The organism is Fictibacillus sp. KU28468, assembly GCF_026153615.1.
In the GTDB taxonomy this organism is placed as follows: domain Bacteria; phylum Bacillota; class Bacilli; order Bacillales; family Fictibacillaceae; genus Fictibacillus_C; species Fictibacillus_C marinisediminis.
Genome location: NZ_CP110666.1, coordinates 1,076,440 through 1,095,433 on the forward strand (window position 1 = coordinate 1,076,440; position 18,994 = coordinate 1,095,433).

Consider the following 18,994-nt stretch of genomic DNA (forward strand, 5'->3'; position numbering starts at 1 on the left):
AAATTACAGGAGGAATTAACATGACATCAATTTTGCCGCATGGAGGAAAGCTGATAAACCGTTATGAACCAAATCTGCCAACAGACCACATTCAAAAGGAAGTGGAACTGGATGCTACATCCTTAAGTGATCTCGAGCTGATCGGTGTAGGAGCCTACAGCCCAATTACCGGTTTTCTAAATGAAGAAGACTATCAATCTGTCGTTGATTCTCTACGTCTTGCTGATGGAACGGTTTGGAGCATCCCAATCGTCCTTCCAGTTCATGAAAAACAAGCAAGGACGCTATCAGCCGGAGATCAGGCGAGGCTCGTATTTGAGGGTGTAACGTACGGAGTCATCGAGGTAGAAGACCTTTACCGCCCGGACATTAAGCATGAAGCAGAGCAAGTCTACCAAACGGCAGATACTGCACACCCTGGGGTTAAAAAACTTCTGGAACGCCCTTCTTACTATGTTGGAGGATCAATCACTCTCGTAAAGCGGCCTGAAAAACAAAGGTTTACTGAATATCGCCTGGATCCAGCTGAAACCCGCCAAGTCTTCAGAGACAGGGGATGGAATACAGTTGTTGGCTTCCAGACAAGAAATCCTGTGCATAGAGCACACGAATACATTCAAAAAACAGCCCTTGAAACCGTAGATGGACTGTTCCTGAACCCGCTTGTTGGAGAAACGAAATCCGATGATATTCCCGCTGATGTGAGGATGGAAAGCTATGAAATTCTGCTTGAAAACTATTATCCCCAAGACCGGGTGTTCTTGGCCGTATTTCCGGCAGCGATGAGATATGCAGGACCGAGGGAAGCCATTTTTCATGCGATGGTCCGCAAAAACTTCGGATGCACACACTTTATCGTTGGAAGAGATCATGCAGGTGTGGGCAATTATTATGGGACGTATGATGCACAGAAAATTTTTTCCAGGTTTACTCCGGAAGAACTAGGCATTACACTGATGTTCTTTGAACATAGCTTTTATTGTACAAAGTGCGAAGGAATGGCTTCATCCAAAACATGTCCTCACAGCAAAGAGGATCATGTGATTTTGTCAGGCACAAAAGTGAGGGAACTGCTGAGAAATGGAGAGCTTCCGCCAGCCACCTTCAGCCGCAAAGAAGTCGTAGAAGTATTGATCAAAGGTCTGCAAGAAAAAACAGTAACCGCATAAGGAGGAACATGATGAGCCAAACACAGAACATTACATGGCACCAGGCGGCCGTATCAAAGGAAGACAGAAGAACACAAAATGCCCATCATAGTTTCGTAATATGGCTGACAGGGCTATCGGGTTCAGGAAAATCGACTCTTGCCAATGAGGTTGCTAAAGAACTGTTTCGGCGGCAAGTGAAAAACTATGTGCTGGATGGCGACAACATACGCCACGGCTTAAATAATGATCTTGGCTTTTCAGACGAGGACCGGAAAGAAAACATACGCCGGATCGGTGAAGTATCCAAGCTGTTTGTAGACAGCGGAACAGTTGTGCTGACGGCATTTATCTCGCCATTTAAGGAAGATCGGGAACAGGCGAGACAGATCTTAGGCAGTGATGAATTCCTTGAAATCTTCGTTAAATGTCCGCTCGAAGAATGTGAAAACCGAGATCCGAAAGGACTTTACCAAAAAGCAAGAAAGGGAGAGATCAAAGCATTCACTGGGATCGATTCCCCATATGAGGAGCCGGAATCTCCAGAATTTACAGTGGATACGAAGGCCTCGACGATTGAGGAATGCACGGCCGAAGTCATCTCTTTTCTTGAAAGCAAAAATCTGATCAGGAAGGAATAATCGTGGCAATAACGGCAACGGTTTTGTGATCTATAAAAGGGAAACGATACTAAACAGCTGAGGCAGGTGAATGAAATTGAGCAAAGTTTATTTAGTAGGTGCTGGACCGGGGGATGCGGAATTAATTACCGTCAAAGGAGCAAGATGCATTAAGGAAGCTGATGTTATTCTTTATGACCGGCTTGTTAATAAAGATCTGCTGGATTATGCAAAGCCAGGTGCAGATTTGATCTATTGCGGGAAGCTCCCTGATCTTCATACGATGCAGCAAGATACGATCAATCATTTTTTAGTGAAGTATGCCAAAAAAGGAAAAGTTGTCACCCGGTTAAAGGGTGGTGACCCTTTTGTATTCGGCAGGGGCGGTGAAGAAGCGGAAGCTCTTGTTAAAAACCATGTGGAATTTGAAGTGGTTCCGGGTATTACATCTGGAATTGCTGCACCGGCTTATGCTGGTATACCAGTCACTCATAGAGAGTATGGAGGCAGCTTTGCTCTTGTCACCGGCCACCGGAAAGAAGGAGAGGACGAAAAGCAGAGATGGGAAAGCCTTGCTAAAGGAATTGATACACTTGCAATCTATATGGGTGTTAAGAACCTTCCTTACATCTGTGAGAGCCTCGTAAAATATGGGAAGAGCAAAGAAACACCAGCTGCTTTAATTCAATGGGGAACCTTTGGGGAGCAGCGGACGGTTACAGGCACTCTTGAAACGATTGAAACAGTAGCACGAAATGAAGGGATTCAAAATCCAAGCATGATCATCATTGGAGAGGTAGTCAAACTACGCGAAAAGATCAGCTGGTTTGAAAAGACGCTAATTGAAAAGGATTCTTCTATTATAAGTGAGGCGTTGTAAATGAAAGCATTACTCCTCATCTGCCACGGCAGCAGAACAAAAGCAGGCATGGAAAAAGCATTGGAATTTGCGAAACGGTGCATGGGAGCCAGCGACTATCCCATTAAGGAAGTTTGTTTTCTGGAACTGTCAGCACCTGATATTTCCAAAGGGGTTGAAGCATGTGTCCGTCAAGGAGCAGCCTCCATCTGCGCAATACCGGTTCTTTTATTAACGGCAGCTCATGCAAAAAAGGATATTCCAGAGGAAATAATGCTGCAGCAAGAACGGTATCCAAATGTAGAGATATCGTACGGGAAACCTTTCGGAGTGCACGATTCTCTCTCTCATTTATTATGGGAGCGGATTACAGAGTCTGTTGATACGTTTCATAAGAACGCTGTAATCCTTCTCGTTGGAAGAGGAAGCAGTGACCCTGATGTGAAAAGAGATCTCAATGCCATTGCTGCAAATTTACAAAAGAACTATGAGGTGCCGCGGGTTGAAACGTGTTTTTTGACGGCTGCCCAGCCTAGCTTTGAAGAGATGCTGAGGCTCTCAGGCTGGGGGTATCAGCAGATCATCGTTGTTCCTTATCTTCTCTTTCCCGGCATCCTGCTCAGCGGGATGAAAAACGCCATAGCACAACAGCAAAACCAGAGTGATCAAAACTTTATTTTGTGCGAGGCGCTCGGATACCATCCTGTTCTGCAAGACGTTCTTTCCACAAGAATTGAAGAAGCAGAAATGAAAAGTGCGGTTGTGTAACCATGTATCCGATCATGCTGAATCTTAAATGTAAGCCTGCTGTAGTGATTGGCGGAGGAGCTGTCGCCCATCGCAAGATTTTAGGATTGCTTGAGGCAGGAGCAGCAATAAAGGTGGTTAGTCCTGAGGCTGTTCCGGCGATCCAAAAAATGCAGCATGAACATCTCCTGAAATGGGATAAGAAATCTGTGGAACCAAGTGATTATAAGGACGCATTTATCATTTTTGCAGCGACCGATCAGCCGGAAGTGAATCAGCAGATTGCTGAAAATGCAGGAAACCACCAGCTGGTTAATGTCGTTGATCAGCCGGTACTTGGAAATTTCTCGGTTCCCGCGGTAGCCAGAAGAGGAAAGCTGGTCATGACTGTTTCAACAGGAGGAGCAAGTCCGATTCTTGCCAAACGGATTAAAAAAGAGTTACTGGCTGCTTATTCAGAAGATTACGAGGCCTACACTCAGTTTTTATTTCGATGCCGAGAGCGGATTAAAGAATGGGAAGCCTCCTTAGATGAAAAACAGTCGCTGCTCCACGAGCTGCTGGAAGAACGTTTCATTCATTCAAGAGATGAACAGGAAAATTTCATACGTACTCTAGAACAGAAAGTCTCCTTTTAAGGAGGCTTTTTTTGTAAGATAAATAAAAAATAACCTGAATTTAATTTCCAAAATATGAAACTTTTTCATATTTTATCCGTTTATATAATTAGAACAACATGAAATTTTGCGGAAGTTCGACAATTTTTACCAATTATTTCAAGCGGTTTATGCTACGATATTCCCAAATATGGAGAGGGGAAGGTGAATGGCTGATTACATACTTAGGTGGTTAAAACCTCATTAAGAGAAGGGGGAAGGTACGTTATGGATATTATGGGGTATCCGATGGAAACCATCTATTTAACTGGATTAATCGTATTTGGATGCATTACCTTTCTATATGTTTTGGTCAGTGATCTCATCCATGGAGCATTTGAGGTTTTTTCCCACATTCTCAGTCCGACTCTTGTACTTTCTTTTTTTACGATACTGAGTGCATGCGGCTATGTATTGGAAACAATAACATTTGTTAACAGCTGGCCCATCTTAGGTATATCGGCAGGATCGTCTTTAATCCTTGTGTCCTTGCTGAACATTTTTATCCTGATCCCGCTTGCCTCCGCAGAAGCGTCACTCAATTACGCTGAGGAGGATTTACGGGGGAGAATAGGTAAAGTGATTACTTCTATCCCGTCCAATGGTTTTGGAGAAGTCTTTATTGAGGGGATCAGCGGAAATATTGCGAAGCCAGCGATCAGCATGGATAATGAGCCGATCGGGCAAGGATCCAAGATTTTAATCGTGGATGTGAAAAGCGGCGTCGTTCATGTTATGCCTTATGAACAAACCGCATTATTGTAACTAATGAATTGGAGGAATGGAAATGACACCTATTTTTATTGCTGCAGGAATTGTTGTGTTTGTTGTAGTTGCCCTGATTTCTGTTTTTATTACAAAGTATAAGACCGCAGGACCAGATGAGGCGCTGATCGTAACAGGAAGTTTCCTGGGCAGCAAGAACGTGAACATCGATGAATCAGGAAACAAGATCAAGATCGTTCGCGGGGGAGGTACCTTTGTATTCCCAGTCTTCCAGCAGTCCGAGCCACTGAGCCTGCTTTCAAGCAAGCTTGAAGTTCAGACACCGGAAGTTTATACCGAGCAAGGGGTTCCGGTCACAGCGGATGGAACGGCTATCATTAAAATCGGCAGTTCGATCGGGGAAATTGCAACAGCAGCCGAACAGTTTCTTGGAAAAACGAAGCAGGACCGCGAGCTCGAGGCTAGAGAAGTATTGGAAGGCCATCTCCGTTCCATTCTTGGTTCCATGACAGTGGAAGAAATCTATAAAAATCGTGATAAATTTTCTCAGGAGGTTCAGCGCATTGCTTCTCAGGATCTGGCGAAAATGGGTCTTGTGATTGTATCCTTTACGATTAAAGATGTAAGGGATAAGAATGGATACCTTGAGGCTCTCGGAAAACCGAGGATTGCCCAGGTGAAACGAGATGCTGACATTGCAACGGCAGAAGCTGAAAAAGAAACACGCATCAAACGGGCACAAGCGAATAAGGAAGCACAAAAATCCGAGCTTGAGCGTGCGACAGAGGTTGCGGAAGCAGAAAAGATCAATCAGCTGAAAATTGCAGAATTCCGCAGAGAACAGGATATCGCCAAAGCAAAAGCGGACCAGGCATACCACTTGGAGGAAGCGCGTGCCAAACAGGAAGTTACTGAACAGCAGATGCAGATCAAGATCATTGAGCGCCAAAAACAAATTGAATTGGAAGAAAAAGAGATTGCGAGACGCGAGAAACAATATGATTCTGAAGTAAAGAAAAAAGCGGATGCGGACCGTTATGCAGTGGAGCAAGCGGCAGAAGCGGAAAAGCGCAAACAGCTCGCTGAGGCGGATGCCAATAAATATAGAGTGGAAGCGATGGCGACAGCTGAGGCTGAGAAAGTACGTCTTGAAGGGCTTTCTAAAGCAGAAGCTGAGCGGGCCAAAGGGGAGACAGAAGCAGAAGTTATCCGTTTAAAAGGTCTGGCTGAAGCAGAAGCGAAGCAAAAAATCGCCGAAGCCTTTGAAATGTTCGGCCAGGCAGCTATTCTCGATATGATCGTGAACATGCTGCCGGCGTATGCGAAAGAAGTGGCAAGCCCTCTGTCCAACATTGATAAAATTACGGTTGTGGATACTGGCGGCAGCGGTGAAAACGGTGGAGCGAATAAAGTAACCGGCTATGCGACCAACCTGATGGCATCTCTTCAGGAAACCCTTAAGGCCTCATCTGGAATCGATGTAAAAGAGCTGATCGAGAATTTTTCAGGCAAAGGAAATGTTAGACAGAGCCTCGACGGACTGCGCTATGACCTTGCCCAAAAGAACAATGAACCCGCACCATATGGCCGCAGTGAAGATCCATTGCCTGTAGAATAAAACAACTGAGATCCCCCTCTGGTAGGGGGATCTTATGTATTTCAAGAGAAGAAGGAATAACCGGGCAGGTAACGCAAAAGAATTTGGAGATCTTCAATGATCATTTTTCCACCGTATCCTAAAAAAAGAAGGCCGAATACAAGATCCAAAATCGCTTGAAAGCGGGCCATTCCTTCCCGGACCAGCTGCATGCCGACAATAGGAAGAACGGCCAGATACCAGCAGGAATTGCCAGCCAAAAAGATAAGAGCGTTACTGAATGGTTCGGAAGCTAAATTTTCTGCGGTCACAAACTGAGGGAAGATACTAAGGAAAAACAGGCTAACCTTTGGATTTAGCAGATTGCTCCAAAAGCCCCGCTGATAGGCGAGCAGTGCCGACAAGGCCATGGATGTGATGCTGGATGAATGTGCAGCCTGAGGAGAAATTCTTCTGAAAATATTATTGCAGCCTAAATAAATTAAATATGCTGCCCCAGCCATACGGATAAACAAGTATAATAGAGCTGATTCTTTCAAAACGACAGAAAGTCCGAATACGGCGAGAGTGAGATGCAGGATAAAGCTTGTACGATTTCCTAAAAACGTGGCGTAGCCCATCCGCGTGCCATGGCTTAATGTATGCTTTGTCATTAATAAAAAATCCGGACCTGGCGAGGCAGCAAGAGCGAGGCCAAGCGCAAATAAAACGAGCATAGTTTGCCTCCGAGTGTATTGGCTTGTATACTCTCACTATATGTTTGACTGTAAGGTTTCAGACACAGAAAGAATAATTAGAATACCCGGGAGTTGGAACTTTGAAACTATTTCATTATCATTTTTGGACAGATAGAGTAGAAGAGACAGAAAGCTATTATCGGCGTCTGGGCTTTCAAGTAGAAGGCAGATACGCAATGGAAAAAGGAACGGTAACTCCCTACCATCCTCCATTGGAGTGGGATGACTTTCGTGAGAATGCTCTTATTTTTCGCATTATCGAAGTCAGAAAAGCTAATATCAATATAACGTTTGGAGCTGGAAAAAAGCCAATCTTTGACCACATTGGATATTTAGTAACCGATGAAGAACTGAAACAGCTTTGCAACCGTGCTGATGTGATGGGATGGAAAACAGAAGCAGGTGCCCGCAGGACTTTTATCTATACTCCATACCGGTTCAAGATCGAGCTGCAAACCCGCAAAGATGCAGTAGACGGGGGAGATGGCTCTCTGGCCAGGCTGGTAATCGCAAGCCCTGATGAAGCATTTGAAAGAGGACTGGAAAGGCTGTTTCACCGAGAAATGGAAGAAATCAGTTTTGTTCAAGGAGCACAGTTTCACCTTCAGGAGGTTTTCATGGAAGGTGTGGAAGGAAGCAGCAAAGACCCGAATAAGGTCATTGTGACCGGATTAAACGGCGAGAAGAGGCACTGATAAATCAGTAACGGGTTCGGTTGATGAGGAGAAAATGACAATTCTCAATCGAATTCACAAAGTAATTCTCAGTAAATTTGTATGTTAATTAGCAATTAGAAAAAGCACGGTTATTCGTTATAACAGTTTATTTAAGGAAATAAATTTTAGAATTCCAATAATTAATAACAAAACCCGCTCAGTTATATTTCTGAGCGGGTTTTGCAAGAAAATAAAATGTCATTCAATTTATTTCTTATTCATTGATTTCATAAATCAACGTATCAAATAATTTTCCATCAGTATAAAGTAGAATTGCCCATTCTCCCGACTTAGGAATCTTTACACTTGAAGGTGCGTGAGCATCTGCTCCATTATTTTCTCCTCCAAGTCCTATTGTCCAACCAGTTGTTAATATTTGATGAACAATACCTGTTTCTTTATGATAACCGACTACTGTTAATTCTGTTTGCCTTGGGTTTTCGGTTCCCCAAAGATGCCACATCCATTTTTGACCATTGATTAAACTTGGAGCGTCTGCACCGATAACTCCTGACTTATTTTCATTCCCAATAATGTTGCCATTGAATGTGACTGCTTTTTTATCCCAATTAATTTTTTCAAAATCACTTTCTTGAACAAAATCAGGAACACCTTCTGGTAATGATACCTCACTATTTGTTTCATTCGATGTGCAAGCTGCCAAGAATAATAAACTTAAAAAAACTAACACAATCGGTAATTTTCTTATCATATTAATTTTAACTCCCCCCCCTTAAAGAATTAGACGAGAAATCACAATAATAGTTTCGTGTTTTTCGGGCAATTCAGATTTTATTTCATCTAGGGAGATAATAGGTCATCTTATCGGTTTTCAACCACATTTCTTTAAACTCTAACTTTTGAAGAGGTTTGATTTCGTGTCATTCTAAGAAGTCTAAGCACCTTCGATAAAGCAACTCTAATTTATCATAGTAAGTTCCTCTGCCAATTTCTAAAATTTCACAGGCTCTTGTAACAGGTGTTCGACTTAATAACAACTTCGCGAAAAGATGATGAATGCCGCTTCGTTTTTGATTGTTGGTTTTGTTAAAGCTCAATGCGGATTTACATTCAGAGAAACATCACATACGAATGGCCCTTCAATCCTATTCCATCCAATTTCACAGAACAGATAGCTTGAACTCTTTTAATCCGTACACAAAGGTGCTCTCGATCGGTTCAAGGGAAAAGTTGCTGCTTTTCTCAAATTTGGGATATCGTTTCATCCATTCTTCAATGGCGATTTCTGCTTCCAGCCGGGCAAGCGGTGCTCCAAGGCAAAAATGGATGCCTTTACCGAGGGCGAGATGAGGATTTGGCTTTCTTTTGATATTGAATTGGCCGGCCTGTTCAAATTGCTGCTCGTCCCGATTCGCAGATCCCATCCATGCCACCACAATATCGCCGGCTTTAATCTGGGCATCGCCAAGAACGGTATCTTCTTTCGCAACACGGCTCATGGCCTGTACAGGAGAACGGTACCGCAGCACTTCTTCGATGGCAAGCGGGAGAGTGCCTTTTGGATTTTTGAGGATCTCCTCATAAATATACGGGAACTCTGTGAAGCAAAAGAATGCATTGCTGATTAAGTTGGTTGTTGTTTCATTTCCTGCAACAAGCAGCAAAATGCAGAATCCGATGATCTCGTCTTCAGAAAGCACAGTGCCCTGAGCTTCGGCTCCGAGTAGAACGGAGATAATATCTTTTTCAGGGTGTTCTCTTTTATTTCTTATAATCTCTTTAAAATAGACATACAGCTCATGGTACGTTCTTTGCTGGTTCTGTTCCAAATGTTTAATAGCCTCGGGGCTGTTGTCTTTTGGTCCTGCGACTACCCAGTCAGACCACTCTTTGAATTTGGATTGGTCTTCGATGGGTACTCCCAGTATTTCAGCGATCACCATCACCGGAAGCGGATAGGAAAATTGTTTTACGATATCTATATCGGATGCTGGATCGACCTCGTCTAAAAGCTGTTTCGCGATTCGCTCGATCCGGGGACGCCATTCCTTCATAACTTTTGGAGTAAAGGCTTTGTTCACGAGAGCGCGCATCTGGGTATGTTTTGGCGGGTCAATGCTGATCAAACTCAATTCAATCGGGGACTTTTGTTCATCCTCCTGTTTTTTTGACCGGTTGGAGGAAAACAGTTCTTTCGTTTCCAGAACGTACTTTACACTCTGATAATCAAAGGCATCCCACGCACCCCGTCTTTCATCCTTGCGAACTGGGCTTTCTTTCCGCATTTTTTCATACCAGGAAAAAGGTTCATATCTTTCTTCTTTCGTCGAAAATTCCTCTACTTGCCGAAATGCTGTTTGAGTAGAATTTTCCATGGCGGATTACCTCCAGTTTTTGGTAGTGGCTACATAAAAAGAATACGTCCAATGGAATGAAAGTACAAAGAATATTTATCTAAAACTTTTACTATTTTAAATATTCTGTCCTTATGATTAGTTTTTCTTATGTGATTGGTATGTTTATTAGTAATTTTCTTGTGTGTAGCTTATGCATATGATGAGATTGAGAGAAAGGAGAGAGGATAGATGGATATTAAAGCGAGGGTACAGCAGCAGTTTGGAAAAAATGCTGAAAAATATGTGAGCAGTCCCATTCATGCTAAAGGTAAGGATTTGGCACAAATGGTGGAGATCTCGAACGCAGAGCCACAGGACCGTCTGCTGGATATTGCAACAGGTGGCGGGCACACCGCCAATGTATTTTCTCCACTTGTTAAAGAAGTGACCGCGTTGGATCTGACGAGCGAGATATTGGAAGCTGCAAAAAGATTTATTGAAGGAAACGGTTATCATAATGTCTCGTTCGTCAAAGGTGATGCGGAGAAACTTCCTTTTCCAGAAGAATCGTTTGAAGTGGTTACGTGCCGGATCGCACCTCACCATTTTCCGGATCTTCAATCATTTATCTCGGAATCCTACAGGGTGCTGTCACAGGGCGGAAAACTATTAATCGTAGATAATACGGCACCGGAAAATAAAGAATATGATGAGTTTTATAATGATATAGAAAAAAGAAGAGACCACAGCCATTACCGCGCTTGGAAAAAGTCCGAGTGGATAACGTTTTTGGAAGAAGCCGGTTTCAGGATCGAGCAGATCAATGTTTTTAAAAAGACATTTACGTTTGACAGCTGGTGTGAACGGATGGAGATGAAAAAGGAGGAAATAGATCAGCTGATTAAAAAAATGATAGATTCACCTTCACATATTAAGAAATATTTTAGCATTATGGAGAAGGATGGAAAGGTTCAGGAATTCAGCGGAGAAGCTATTCTGATAAAGGCCGTCAAATAAGGAGCTGAGCATTATGGCAATTGACTTTCATGGAGAGGATAACAAATTATCCTACGCCACTAGAACAGCAGCAGATGATTGGAAGAAGATGATTGGACAATATCTGGCCTTGAAGGATTTTAGCGCGGTAGATATCGGCTGCGGAGGAGGCATCTATACGAAAGCACTGATTGAACTGGGCGCCAGGCAAGTGGCTGCTGTCGATTTTTCAGAAAAAATGCTGGAAGCAGCACGCGAGAACTGCCAAGGTTTTGGAGGACGTGTTCAGTATGTACATGGATTTGCGTGGAATACAGGGCTTGAATCGCTTACCGCGGATGTCGTATTGGAACGGGCAGTGATTCATCATTTGACCGAATTGGAAGGATGTATATCAGAAGCCTTTCGCTTGTTGAAACCAGGCGGAATGTTCATCATTCAGGACAGGACACCTGAGGATTGTTTGCTCCCAGGAACAGACACACATATCCGGGGATATTTCTTTGAACAAAATCCAGAATTGATGGAGAAGGAGATCGAGAGGCGTTATACAGGTGAGCAGGTTCGTGGAGCTCTTGAAAAAACAGGATTTTCACATGTTGAAGAGGTCAAGCTTTGGGAAATGAGAAAACAGTATTCTTCTGTAAAAGACCTCACAGAGGACCTTAGAAAACGTACAGGCCGGTCGCTGCTGTTTGAATTGGACGATGAAAAATTGGAGCACCTAATCCAATACATTGAAACAAAATTGCGAGATGAACAGGAAATAATGGAACAGGACCGATGGACACTTTGGTTTGCCAGAAAAGGATAATGGTTAGGATGATGTGGCTGTCCAGAAAGTCGAAAATTGACCTTCAGGCAGCCCCTTTTTGGCTTGAAAAATCTTCAATGAAAAGTTAATTGAAGTGGAAGATGCGAGACTCCTCGAAAATGAACTTCACATTTTCTTCGTGCGATAAAACGCTGCCGGAGCCTTCCTTGTCCTGCGGGACTAGCGTGACAGGTGAGACTCCCGCAGGCGCTAGCGCCAAAAAGTAGGCGTTCACGCCGGTAAGGCTCACCGCAAGCCCCGCGAAAGTAGGAGCTCGCGCCGGTAAAAGCGAGCACCCTGGAACGGAAATCAACAGCTTACAGACTTCTTGGACAGCCCCTATTTTTGGTTACAAGTGAGAAGGAATGATCAGCGAAAGTACGAAAAATATATACTATGATTACATTTCAAAATACAGCAATTTCCGGGGAAATGAAAAAGAAATCGAAATTTGCGGTGAAGGGGTGTTAGAGAGAGATGGATCATGTTCTTATTCAATTGATTTTACTGACTTTCGTCATTCATGTGATTGATACTCTTGGTTATTCTGTTAGACTGAACTCTGTTAAAACAGGGCAAGTGGCATTATCTTTTTCCATTTTTAATCTTTTTGTACTTGTTTCTAGAACGGCAAACATGTTTCAGGCTCCCTTGATCGGAAAGATAATAGGGTTTAGTATTGCAAAAGATCTGGATCCCCTCAGCGATATGAGATACGTTATTGCCGCTGCTACAGCAGGCACTCTGGCAGGGGTTTTTGTTATTCCCACTTTCCTGAAAATTTTTCAGATCGGGGTGAAGAAAATTGCATTGTCAGGATCTGTTCCTTCCCTCGTGTTTGAAGCGCTGCACGCAAACAATATGAAACGCATTGTAAAAAAAGCAACGGTTCCGAAGAAGAAAATGCTTCATAAACTGCGGTTTAGAGAAATTCCTAAAAGATTCTTGCTTCTTCATGCGGTAGTAACGGGTATCTATACAATAGGGGTACTTGCCGCCAATTATTCCTCATTGCTGGTTCCATCCCAAAATCAGCTGGCAGCGGCAGCTTCATCCGGCATGATTAATGGAGCAGCAACCATCATGCTTACCTTCTTTATTGATCCAAAGTCAGCGATCATTACCGATCAGGCGATCAGAGGAAAGCGGCCCTACGGCGATGTGAAAGCGCTCGTTATCTTGCTGATCACGACTAAGCTGGTCGGAACCGTGCTCGGGCAGCTCCTCTTCCTGCCAGCAGCAAAAATCATCGCCAGTTTTTATCAATAATACAGAAAAGCTGAAACGCCTGTTTAAAGACGACAGGCCCTGGAGGGCGTTGAAGCTAGATTGGAAAAGCTGAAACGAAAAATCACATCTTTTTAGAGAGGAAGTGATTCGATTGGAGATAAGAAAAGCCATTCCGGGAGATGAAAAGGGAATAGCTTTCGTGCAGGTTGATAGCTGGAGAACGACTTATAAAGGAATTGTTAACGATGAATACTTGGAGCAGATGAAGGCAGAGGACAGGCAGGATTTGTGGATGGGCATCATTCAAAAGCCACTGGAGAAAAGTTTTTTATATGTGGCCTCTATTAATCAGGAGATTATTGGTTTTTGTTTCGGCGGTCCCAATCGCTCAGGCCGCTTTCCTTATGAATCTGAACTGTATGCCATCTATCTCTTGCAGGAGTATCAGAGAAGAACGATCGGCAGCAGTCTAATCCGGCATTTTGCTCAAAATCAATACGATGCCGGCTATCGTACGATGCTTGTTTGGGTTTTGAAAGATAATCCATGCAAAGCAGCGTATGAAAAGCTGGGCGGTATAAAGCTTGGGGAAGAAGTAATACAGATTGGAAAACAGCAGTTGACGGAAGAGGCTTTGGGATTCGATCTCGCGAAACTGCTTCAGTTATAATTCATTTCTACGCTGAAGTTTATGGCGTATGAAGATTCTTTCCATGAGCTTAATGAGCTGATTTTCATAGGCGGATTTTTCTTCTGGACAATCCGTGCGGTTTATTTTACTTTTTAACTGCTTAACCTTTTCTTTTTCTTCTGGTGTTAACTGATGGGAAAGAATCATAATTTCCTCCTTATGAAAAGAAAATGTAGGTTAACCTTATCATGATGCAGGAAAGGATTTCTATAGTTATGTTAGGTTTTCTTACATTAAAAAAGGCCTGTAACGATGGATGATATATCCTTCGTTACAGGCCTCATTTCTGCTGAAGACTAGGATTTCACTTGAATAATGATTTTTCCTTTAGCGTGATGAGACTCGCTTAATTCGTGAGCTTTTCTTACACCCTCTTGGGTTAGAGGAAAGGTTTCTCCCACAAAAGGTTTAATTTTCCCTGCCTCAATCAACTTTCCTATCTCAGCAAGCTGGTCTCCGTCAGGATCCAAAAAGACAAACCCAGCTTTGACAGAATGATTGGTGGCCTCCTTCTGTACCGGCGGGCTTATGATGGAAACGAGAATTCCACCCGGCTTGATCACTTTATAGCTGTTATGCTGCACTTCCCCGCCGATCGTATCAAACACGATGTCTACGGGTTCAATCGCTTCGGCAAAATCTTTTACTTTATAGTCAATAAACTCATCTGCACCAGATTCTTTGATAATTTCCTCTGAATCCTTACTGCCTGTTGATAGGACGTAAGCTCCTTTTGCTTTAGCAAGCTGAATAGCAAAACTGCCGACTCCTCCTCCGCCTGCGTGAATAAGGACCCTTTGTCCTTCCTGAATGTGTGCAAACTCCACCAGGCATTGCCATGCCGTAAGGCCAACGAGGGGAATAGAGGCTGCTTCTTCATACGTCAGGTTTTTTGGCTTGAAGGCGACCAATTCTTCATCAGCAGCAAGCAGTTCAGCATAGGTGCCGTCCCGTTCAGTTGCCGGCCGTGTAAATACTTCGTCTCCCGGCTTGAACTTGGTCACAGAAGAGCCGGTCTCTTTCACTACTCCTGCTGCATCCCATCCAAGTATTATTGGAAAAGTGAAGGAAAGGTTGTCTCTCAGGTAACCCTCACGAATTTTCCAGTCCACCGGGTTAATTGAAGTGGCATGGATCTCAATGAGGATATCTTTCGGACCTGGCTTGGGATCGTTCACTTTTTTCTCCACAAGCTGATCTCTTCCTCCATATTCATTAATAACAACTGCTTTCATTCCTTTTCACCTCTTCTATAGTAATCTCATCATAGGTAGCTTTCCCTGTTGAAATGAGGTTGAATCCGGAAAGTAACGGTTGACAGTTTTCCTATTGCATTATATAGTGATTTTTAATCGTGAGGTTAGTTGAGAAGAGTTGAGTGGGAACAAAAGAACAAAGCAGAGCCGAGCTGAGATTAGCGGTTATGGTTGCTAATCTTCGTCTCTCGTAAAGAAGGGATGATAGCCATGATTCAACCATCATTGGAAGAAGTACAACAACTGGCAGGAAGCTATAATTTAATTCCTGTAAGCATGGAGTTATTTGCAGATGTCCATACAGTCATCGAACTGTATCAGACGTATTATAAGGAAGATTACTCGTTTTTGCTGGAAAGTGTAGAAGGTGGCCAGCAATGGGCCAGGTATTCCTATATCGGAAAGAACCCTTTTATGGTAGTTTCTTGCAAAAAAGGGGAAACCAAGATCAAGAAAAAAGGCAAGGATGAAACCTATACAGGCCATCCAATTGATATTTTAAAATCTCTCCTCAACCAATTCAAAAGTCCCTCCCATAAGGATCTGCCTCAATTTACCGGCGGTGCTGTCGGTTATTTCGGCTATGATATCCTGCAATATTTTGAAAACATACCACCCCATCGTAAAGATGTGATCAACACGGACGATATGAAATTCTTATTTGTCGATGAACTGATCGTCTTTGATCATTTAAAGCAATCCATACAAATTGTCTGTAATCTTCATGTTCCGGAGAACCATAATGAAGAACAGATAGAAGAAGCTTATAAAAGAGCTGAACAGTCCATACAGGAGACGATGGCACAGCTTGAAAAAAACGTAAAACACCCTGTTCCAGCCTTTCGCTACCTTCCTCAGCAGGAAGTTGATATAAGCGCCGTACAATCTAATTTGACAAAAGAAGAGTTTTGCAGGATGGTAGAGCGAGCTAAAGAATATATTACTGCCGGTGATATTTTTCAAGTTGTGCTTTCACAGTGCTTTGAAAGTGAAGCAAAAGCGGACCCGCTGACCGTCTACCGGGTTCTGCGGATTGTAAACCCTTCCGCCTATATGTATCTTTTGAAAATGCCGGAAGAAACGATCGTCGGCTCCTCTCCTGAGCTGCTTGTTAAAGTAGAAGGGCAGCAGGTAAGAACCCGGCCGATTGCCGGAACTCGCCCGCGCGGAAAAGATATGGAGGAAGACCAGAACTTAGCAGAAGAATTGCTGGCGGATGAAAAAGAAGTGGCGGAACACATCATGCTGGTGGATTTGGGAAGGAACGACATCGGCAGGGTTTCCGAGTATGGAAGTGTGGAAGTTTCCTCCTTTATGGAGATTGAGAGGTACTCTCATGTCATGCATATTGTTTCTGATGTAACAGGCCGTCTGAGAGAGGATAAAGACTTTTTTGATGCATTGATTTCCTGTCTTCCAGCCGGAACGCTGTCAGGAGCTCCAAAAATAAGGGCCATGCAGATCATTTCAGAGCTTGAGACACAAGCGAGAGGAACCTATGCAGGGGCCATCGGATATTTATCATTTTCAGGGAATATGGACTCCTGCATTACGATCCGTACGATTCTGTTTAAAAATCAAAAAGCTTATATTCAAGCGGGGGCAGGCATCGTCGCTGATTCTGTTCCGGAGAACGAATACGAAGAGACCTTCAATAAAGCGAAAGCCTTGCTGAAAGCCATTCAAGTAGCTGAAGCGATGGAACTTCAAGTGTAATAAAAAGTGGGTATGATTGAACCGCCGTTTGAAAAGCAGAAGGGTATTAGCAAGCTTATCCCATCTGCTTTTCAGGCGGTTCATTTGTTTCACAACCAGCCGGCTCTTATCATCGCCAGCTATCACATCCCCTGCAAAAGGAGAAAAAAATTTGAGGGTTTCTTTCAAGAATCAGTAGGGGTGCACAATATGAATGACCTCAATATAGGTCTTTACAAAATCAATAAAAAAAGGCTCTTTTCTAAAAGATTGTTGCTTTAGAACAAGTAAAGAACCTTCATTGATTAGTTGATTGGAGTGTAGGGTGCGAGACTGAGGCTAGATTAACGGGACGGGTGAGACACGCGGAAAGCGAGCCTCCTGAAACGGAAATCAACCACTCCTAAGAGCAACAAAGGTTGCGAAAACAACCTAAAAAAAAAGAGCCCTGGGGGTTCTTTTTTTTATTGAGTTTTTTGAACTCCATGTGTAATAAAAAAAGAACCTTGGAGGCTCTTTTTTTAACGCAATGTTTTCTGAATGTACTTAATGGTTTTTCGAAGATCTTCAGCGGAAGGCCTTCCGAAAGGGCCGGTCTGAACGCTTAGATAAAGAATTCTTTTTTGCGGATCAACGAGAAAGACAGCCGGTTCTCCATGTGAGCCATGATCATCATAATAGGTATCATCATGGTAATAGACGCCGTAAGCTTTAATTACTTCCTGATCCTTGTCACTCAGAACGGGGAAAGAGAGTGTCCTGCTTTGCTTCATTTTTGCCAGGTTGGCGGTTTCGTCAGTAGAAATGGCAAGAATGTGAGTATTCAGCTCACGGAATGTTTCTTTATGCTTCTCAAGATCCTGGAGCTGTTCGTTGCATACCGGGCACCATTCTCCGCGGAAAAATACAAGCAAGTGAAAGCGGTCATCCGTTTTTAAATGGTCATAAAAATGAAAGGATTCTCCTTCTGCTGTTACTGCTGTAAAGTCAGGGGCCTGATCGCCCAATTGGAATTTTGGCAAAATGTTTTCCTCCTTTTTTTATTATTTAAGTATTCCTTCATCGTCTATAAATAAAACCTTGAATGCTTGTAATAAAACAAGGGCATTTTTACCATTCTATAGATATAGGATGGTGATAGATTTGGATCTTTTAAAAGAACTGACAGAAACCAATGGTGCTCCAGGCTTTGAAAACGAGATACGAAAAATTATGAAGCGTGAGATCGAAAAGTCCGGTGCACCGCTTGTTTATGATCACATGGGAAGCATTTTTGGCGAGAAAAAAGGGTCAGTTGATGGACCTAAAATCATGCTTGCCGGCCACATGGATGAAGTAGCTTTCATGATTAGCGAAATTACGAAGGACGGCTATTTGCGGTTCGTTCCGCTCGGCGGCTGGTGGGATCAAGTTATCCTTTCCCAGCGAGTTCACGTGATTACAGACAAGAAAACGTTCACAGGTGTGGTAGGGTCAAAGCCTCCGCATATTTTGACTCTGGAAGAACGGAAAAAAGTCTATCCGATGCGTGAAATGTTTATCGATATTGGGGCAAACGATAAAGATCAGGTGAAAGAATGGGGGATCAAGGTTGGAGATCCGATCATGCCGATCTGTCCGTTTGAACTTTTGCCAGATAACGATACAATCCTGGCAAAAGCATTGGATAATCGTGCGGGCTGCTATCTTGCGCTGGAGGTGTTAAAGCAACTCAAAGACAGTGACCACCCGAACACCATTTACTGTGGAGCCACAGTTCAGGAAGAAGTCGGCTTAAGGGGAGCAGCAACCGCACCGTATGCCATGGAGCCTGATCTTGCGATTGCAATGGATGTGGGGATCGCGCAAGATGGACCGGGTGACAACTCAAACAAAGCCAAGCTCGGAGCTGGTCCGCTCATAACATTCCTTGACTCTTCTATGGTGCCGCACGTTCCACTGCGAAACATGGTGATCGAGATCGCCGAGAAACATAACATCCCTTACCAGGTGGATGTCATGCTCGGCGGAGGAACGGATGCCGGCAGGTTCCATTTGTTTAAAAAAGGCATTCCTTCTCTTGTCATCGGTGTCGCATCGCGTTATATCCACAGCCATGTTTCCATGGTCAGCAAGAGCGATCTGGAAAATACAGTAAAACTATTGGCGGCAGTCGTTAAAACAGTCGATCAGAAGAAAATGGAGTCCCTGATAGATTTTTAAACAAAAT

At 43.4% G+C, this 18,994-nt stretch carries 22 protein-coding genes; 15 read left to right on the plus strand and 7 right to left on the minus strand.

Going from position 1 to position 18,994, the window contains the following annotated elements; all coding sequences use genetic code 11:
- Window positions 1-20 precede the first annotated feature (20 nt).
- The 7 genes from sat to OKX00_RS05450 all read left to right on the plus strand — a co-directional run bounded on the left by sat (window position 21) and on the right by OKX00_RS05450 (window position 6,374).
- Window positions 21-1,169 (plus strand): sulfate adenylyltransferase, encoded by a 1,149-nt coding sequence (sat, locus tag OKX00_RS05420; RefSeq protein WP_053357198.1) that lies wholly within the window; start codon window positions 21-23, stop codon window positions 1,167-1,169.
- A gap of 11 nt (window positions 1,170-1,180) precedes the next feature.
- Entirely contained in the window at window positions 1,181-1,789 is a 609-nt protein-coding gene (gene cysC / locus OKX00_RS05425) for an adenylyl-sulfate kinase (RefSeq protein ID WP_265409715.1), read from the plus strand.
- A gap of 76 nt (window positions 1,790-1,865) precedes the next feature.
- Window positions 1,866-2,648: a uroporphyrinogen-III C-methyltransferase gene (gene cobA / locus OKX00_RS05430; RefSeq protein WP_265409716.1), complete on the plus strand. Its 783-nt coding sequence runs from the start codon at window positions 1,866-1,868 to the stop codon at window positions 2,646-2,648.
- Window positions 2,649-3,395: a sirohydrochlorin chelatase gene (locus OKX00_RS05435; protein ID WP_265409717.1), complete on the plus strand. Its 747-nt coding sequence runs from the start codon at window positions 2,649-2,651 to the stop codon at window positions 3,393-3,395.
- Between the two features lie 2 nt (window positions 3,396-3,397).
- Window positions 3,398-4,012: an NAD(P)-binding protein gene (locus OKX00_RS05440; RefSeq protein WP_053357202.1), complete on the plus strand. Its 615-nt coding sequence runs from the start codon at window positions 3,398-3,400 to the stop codon at window positions 4,010-4,012.
- A 246-nt stretch (window positions 4,013-4,258) separates the two neighbouring features.
- Window positions 4,259-4,795 (plus strand): NfeD family protein, encoded by a 537-nt coding sequence (locus OKX00_RS05445; protein ID WP_265409718.1) that lies wholly within the window; start codon window positions 4,259-4,261, stop codon window positions 4,793-4,795.
- A gap of 16 nt (window positions 4,796-4,811) precedes the next feature.
- Window positions 4,812-6,374, plus strand: coding sequence for a flotillin lipid rafts scaffold protein FloT (locus OKX00_RS05450; RefSeq protein WP_416054303.1), 1,563 nt, complete (start codon window positions 4,812-4,814; stop codon window positions 6,372-6,374).
- Window positions 6,375-6,415: 41 nt separating this feature from the next.
- Here the strand turns inward: OKX00_RS05450 and OKX00_RS05455 are convergent, their stop codons facing one another.
- Entirely contained in the window at window positions 6,416-7,069 is a 654-nt protein-coding gene (locus OKX00_RS05455) for a LysE family translocator (RefSeq protein WP_265409719.1), read from the minus strand.
- Between the two features lie 101 nt (window positions 7,070-7,170).
- Between OKX00_RS05455 and OKX00_RS05460 the strand changes: the two genes are divergently transcribed.
- On the plus strand, window positions 7,171-7,785 hold the full coding sequence (locus OKX00_RS05460) for a hypothetical protein (RefSeq protein ID WP_265409720.1): 615 nt from the start codon (window positions 7,171-7,173) through the stop codon (window positions 7,783-7,785).
- 235 nt (window positions 7,786-8,020) lie between these two features.
- On the opposite strand, the gene OKX00_RS05465 is transcribed toward OKX00_RS05460, so the two are convergent.
- Complete coding sequence (locus tag OKX00_RS05465; RefSeq protein ID WP_265409721.1) at window positions 8,021-8,518, minus strand: DUF4871 domain-containing protein; 498 nt, start codon at window positions 8,516-8,518, stop codon at window positions 8,021-8,023.
- A 409-nt stretch (window positions 8,519-8,927) separates the two neighbouring features.
- On the minus strand, window positions 8,928-10,142 hold the full coding sequence (locus OKX00_RS05470; protein ID WP_265409722.1) for a cytochrome P450: 1,215 nt from the start codon (window positions 10,140-10,142) through the stop codon (window positions 8,928-8,930).
- A gap of 210 nt (window positions 10,143-10,352) precedes the next feature.
- On the opposite strand from OKX00_RS05470, the gene OKX00_RS05475 reads away from it, so the two are divergent.
- Together OKX00_RS05475 and OKX00_RS05480 are read left to right on the plus strand one after the other, a co-directional pair.
- Window positions 10,353-11,120 carry a class I SAM-dependent methyltransferase gene (locus tag OKX00_RS05475; protein WP_265409723.1) on the plus strand — a complete coding sequence of 256 codons (768 nt, stop codon included), beginning with the start codon at window positions 10,353-10,355 and terminating at the stop codon, window positions 11,118-11,120.
- Between the two features lie 13 nt (window positions 11,121-11,133).
- Window positions 11,134-11,913 carry a class I SAM-dependent methyltransferase gene (locus tag OKX00_RS05480; protein ID WP_265409724.1) on the plus strand — a complete coding sequence of 260 codons (780 nt, stop codon included), beginning with the start codon at window positions 11,134-11,136 and terminating at the stop codon, window positions 11,911-11,913.
- Window positions 11,914-11,998: 85 nt separating this feature from the next.
- Here OKX00_RS05480 and OKX00_RS05485 read toward each other — a convergent pair whose 3' ends face one another.
- Window positions 11,999-12,226: a hypothetical protein gene (locus OKX00_RS05485; RefSeq protein WP_265409725.1), complete on the minus strand. Its 228-nt coding sequence runs from the start codon at window positions 12,224-12,226 to the stop codon at window positions 11,999-12,001.
- 164 nt (window positions 12,227-12,390) lie between these two features.
- Here OKX00_RS05485 and OKX00_RS05490 point away from each other — a divergent pair, with 164 nt between their 5' ends.
- On the plus strand, window positions 12,391-13,182 hold the full coding sequence (locus OKX00_RS05490) for a lipid II flippase Amj family protein (protein ID WP_265409726.1): 792 nt from the start codon (window positions 12,391-12,393) through the stop codon (window positions 13,180-13,182).
- A gap of 112 nt (window positions 13,183-13,294) precedes the next feature.
- Entirely contained in the window at window positions 13,295-13,813 is a 519-nt protein-coding gene (locus tag OKX00_RS05495) for a GNAT family N-acetyltransferase (protein ID WP_265409727.1), read from the plus strand.
- Here the strand turns inward: OKX00_RS05495 and OKX00_RS05500 are convergent.
- Together OKX00_RS05500 and OKX00_RS05505 are read right to left on the minus strand one after the other, a co-directional pair.
- Window positions 13,808-13,981 (minus strand): hypothetical protein, encoded by a 174-nt coding sequence (locus OKX00_RS05500; protein ID WP_156418866.1) that lies wholly within the window; start codon window positions 13,979-13,981, stop codon window positions 13,808-13,810. The two genes, OKX00_RS05495 and OKX00_RS05500, sit on opposite strands and share 6 nt — an antisense overlap.
- 149 nt (window positions 13,982-14,130) lie before the next feature.
- Entirely contained in the window at window positions 14,131-15,069 is a 939-nt protein-coding gene (locus tag OKX00_RS05505) for an NADP-dependent oxidoreductase (RefSeq protein WP_265409728.1), read from the minus strand.
- 231 nt (window positions 15,070-15,300) lie between these two features.
- On the opposite strand from OKX00_RS05505, the gene trpE reads away from it, so the two are divergent.
- A complete protein-coding gene (gene trpE, locus OKX00_RS05510) occupies window positions 15,301-16,806 on the plus strand; it encodes an anthranilate synthase component I (RefSeq protein ID WP_265409729.1) in 1,506 nt (501 codons plus the stop codon).
- Between the two features lie 6 nt (window positions 16,807-16,812).
- The gene (locus tag OKX00_RS05515; protein ID WP_265409730.1) at window positions 16,813-17,067 is read left to right on the plus strand and encodes a hypothetical protein; all 255 of its coding nucleotides are present in this window, start codon (window positions 16,813-16,815) and stop codon (window positions 17,065-17,067) included.
- Between the two features lie 239 nt (window positions 17,068-17,306).
- Here OKX00_RS05515 and OKX00_RS05520 read toward each other — a convergent pair whose 3' ends face one another.
- Complete coding sequence (locus tag OKX00_RS05520) at window positions 17,307-17,807, minus strand: peroxiredoxin family protein (protein ID WP_265409731.1); 501 nt, start codon at window positions 17,805-17,807, stop codon at window positions 17,307-17,309.
- Between the two features lie 121 nt (window positions 17,808-17,928).
- On the opposite strand from OKX00_RS05520, the gene OKX00_RS05525 reads away from it, so the two are divergent.
- Window positions 17,929-18,987, plus strand: a complete 1,059-nt coding sequence (locus OKX00_RS05525) for a M42 family metallopeptidase (RefSeq protein WP_416054304.1) — start codon at window positions 17,929-17,931, stop codon at window positions 18,985-18,987.
- Window positions 18,988-18,994 lie beyond the last annotated feature (7 nt).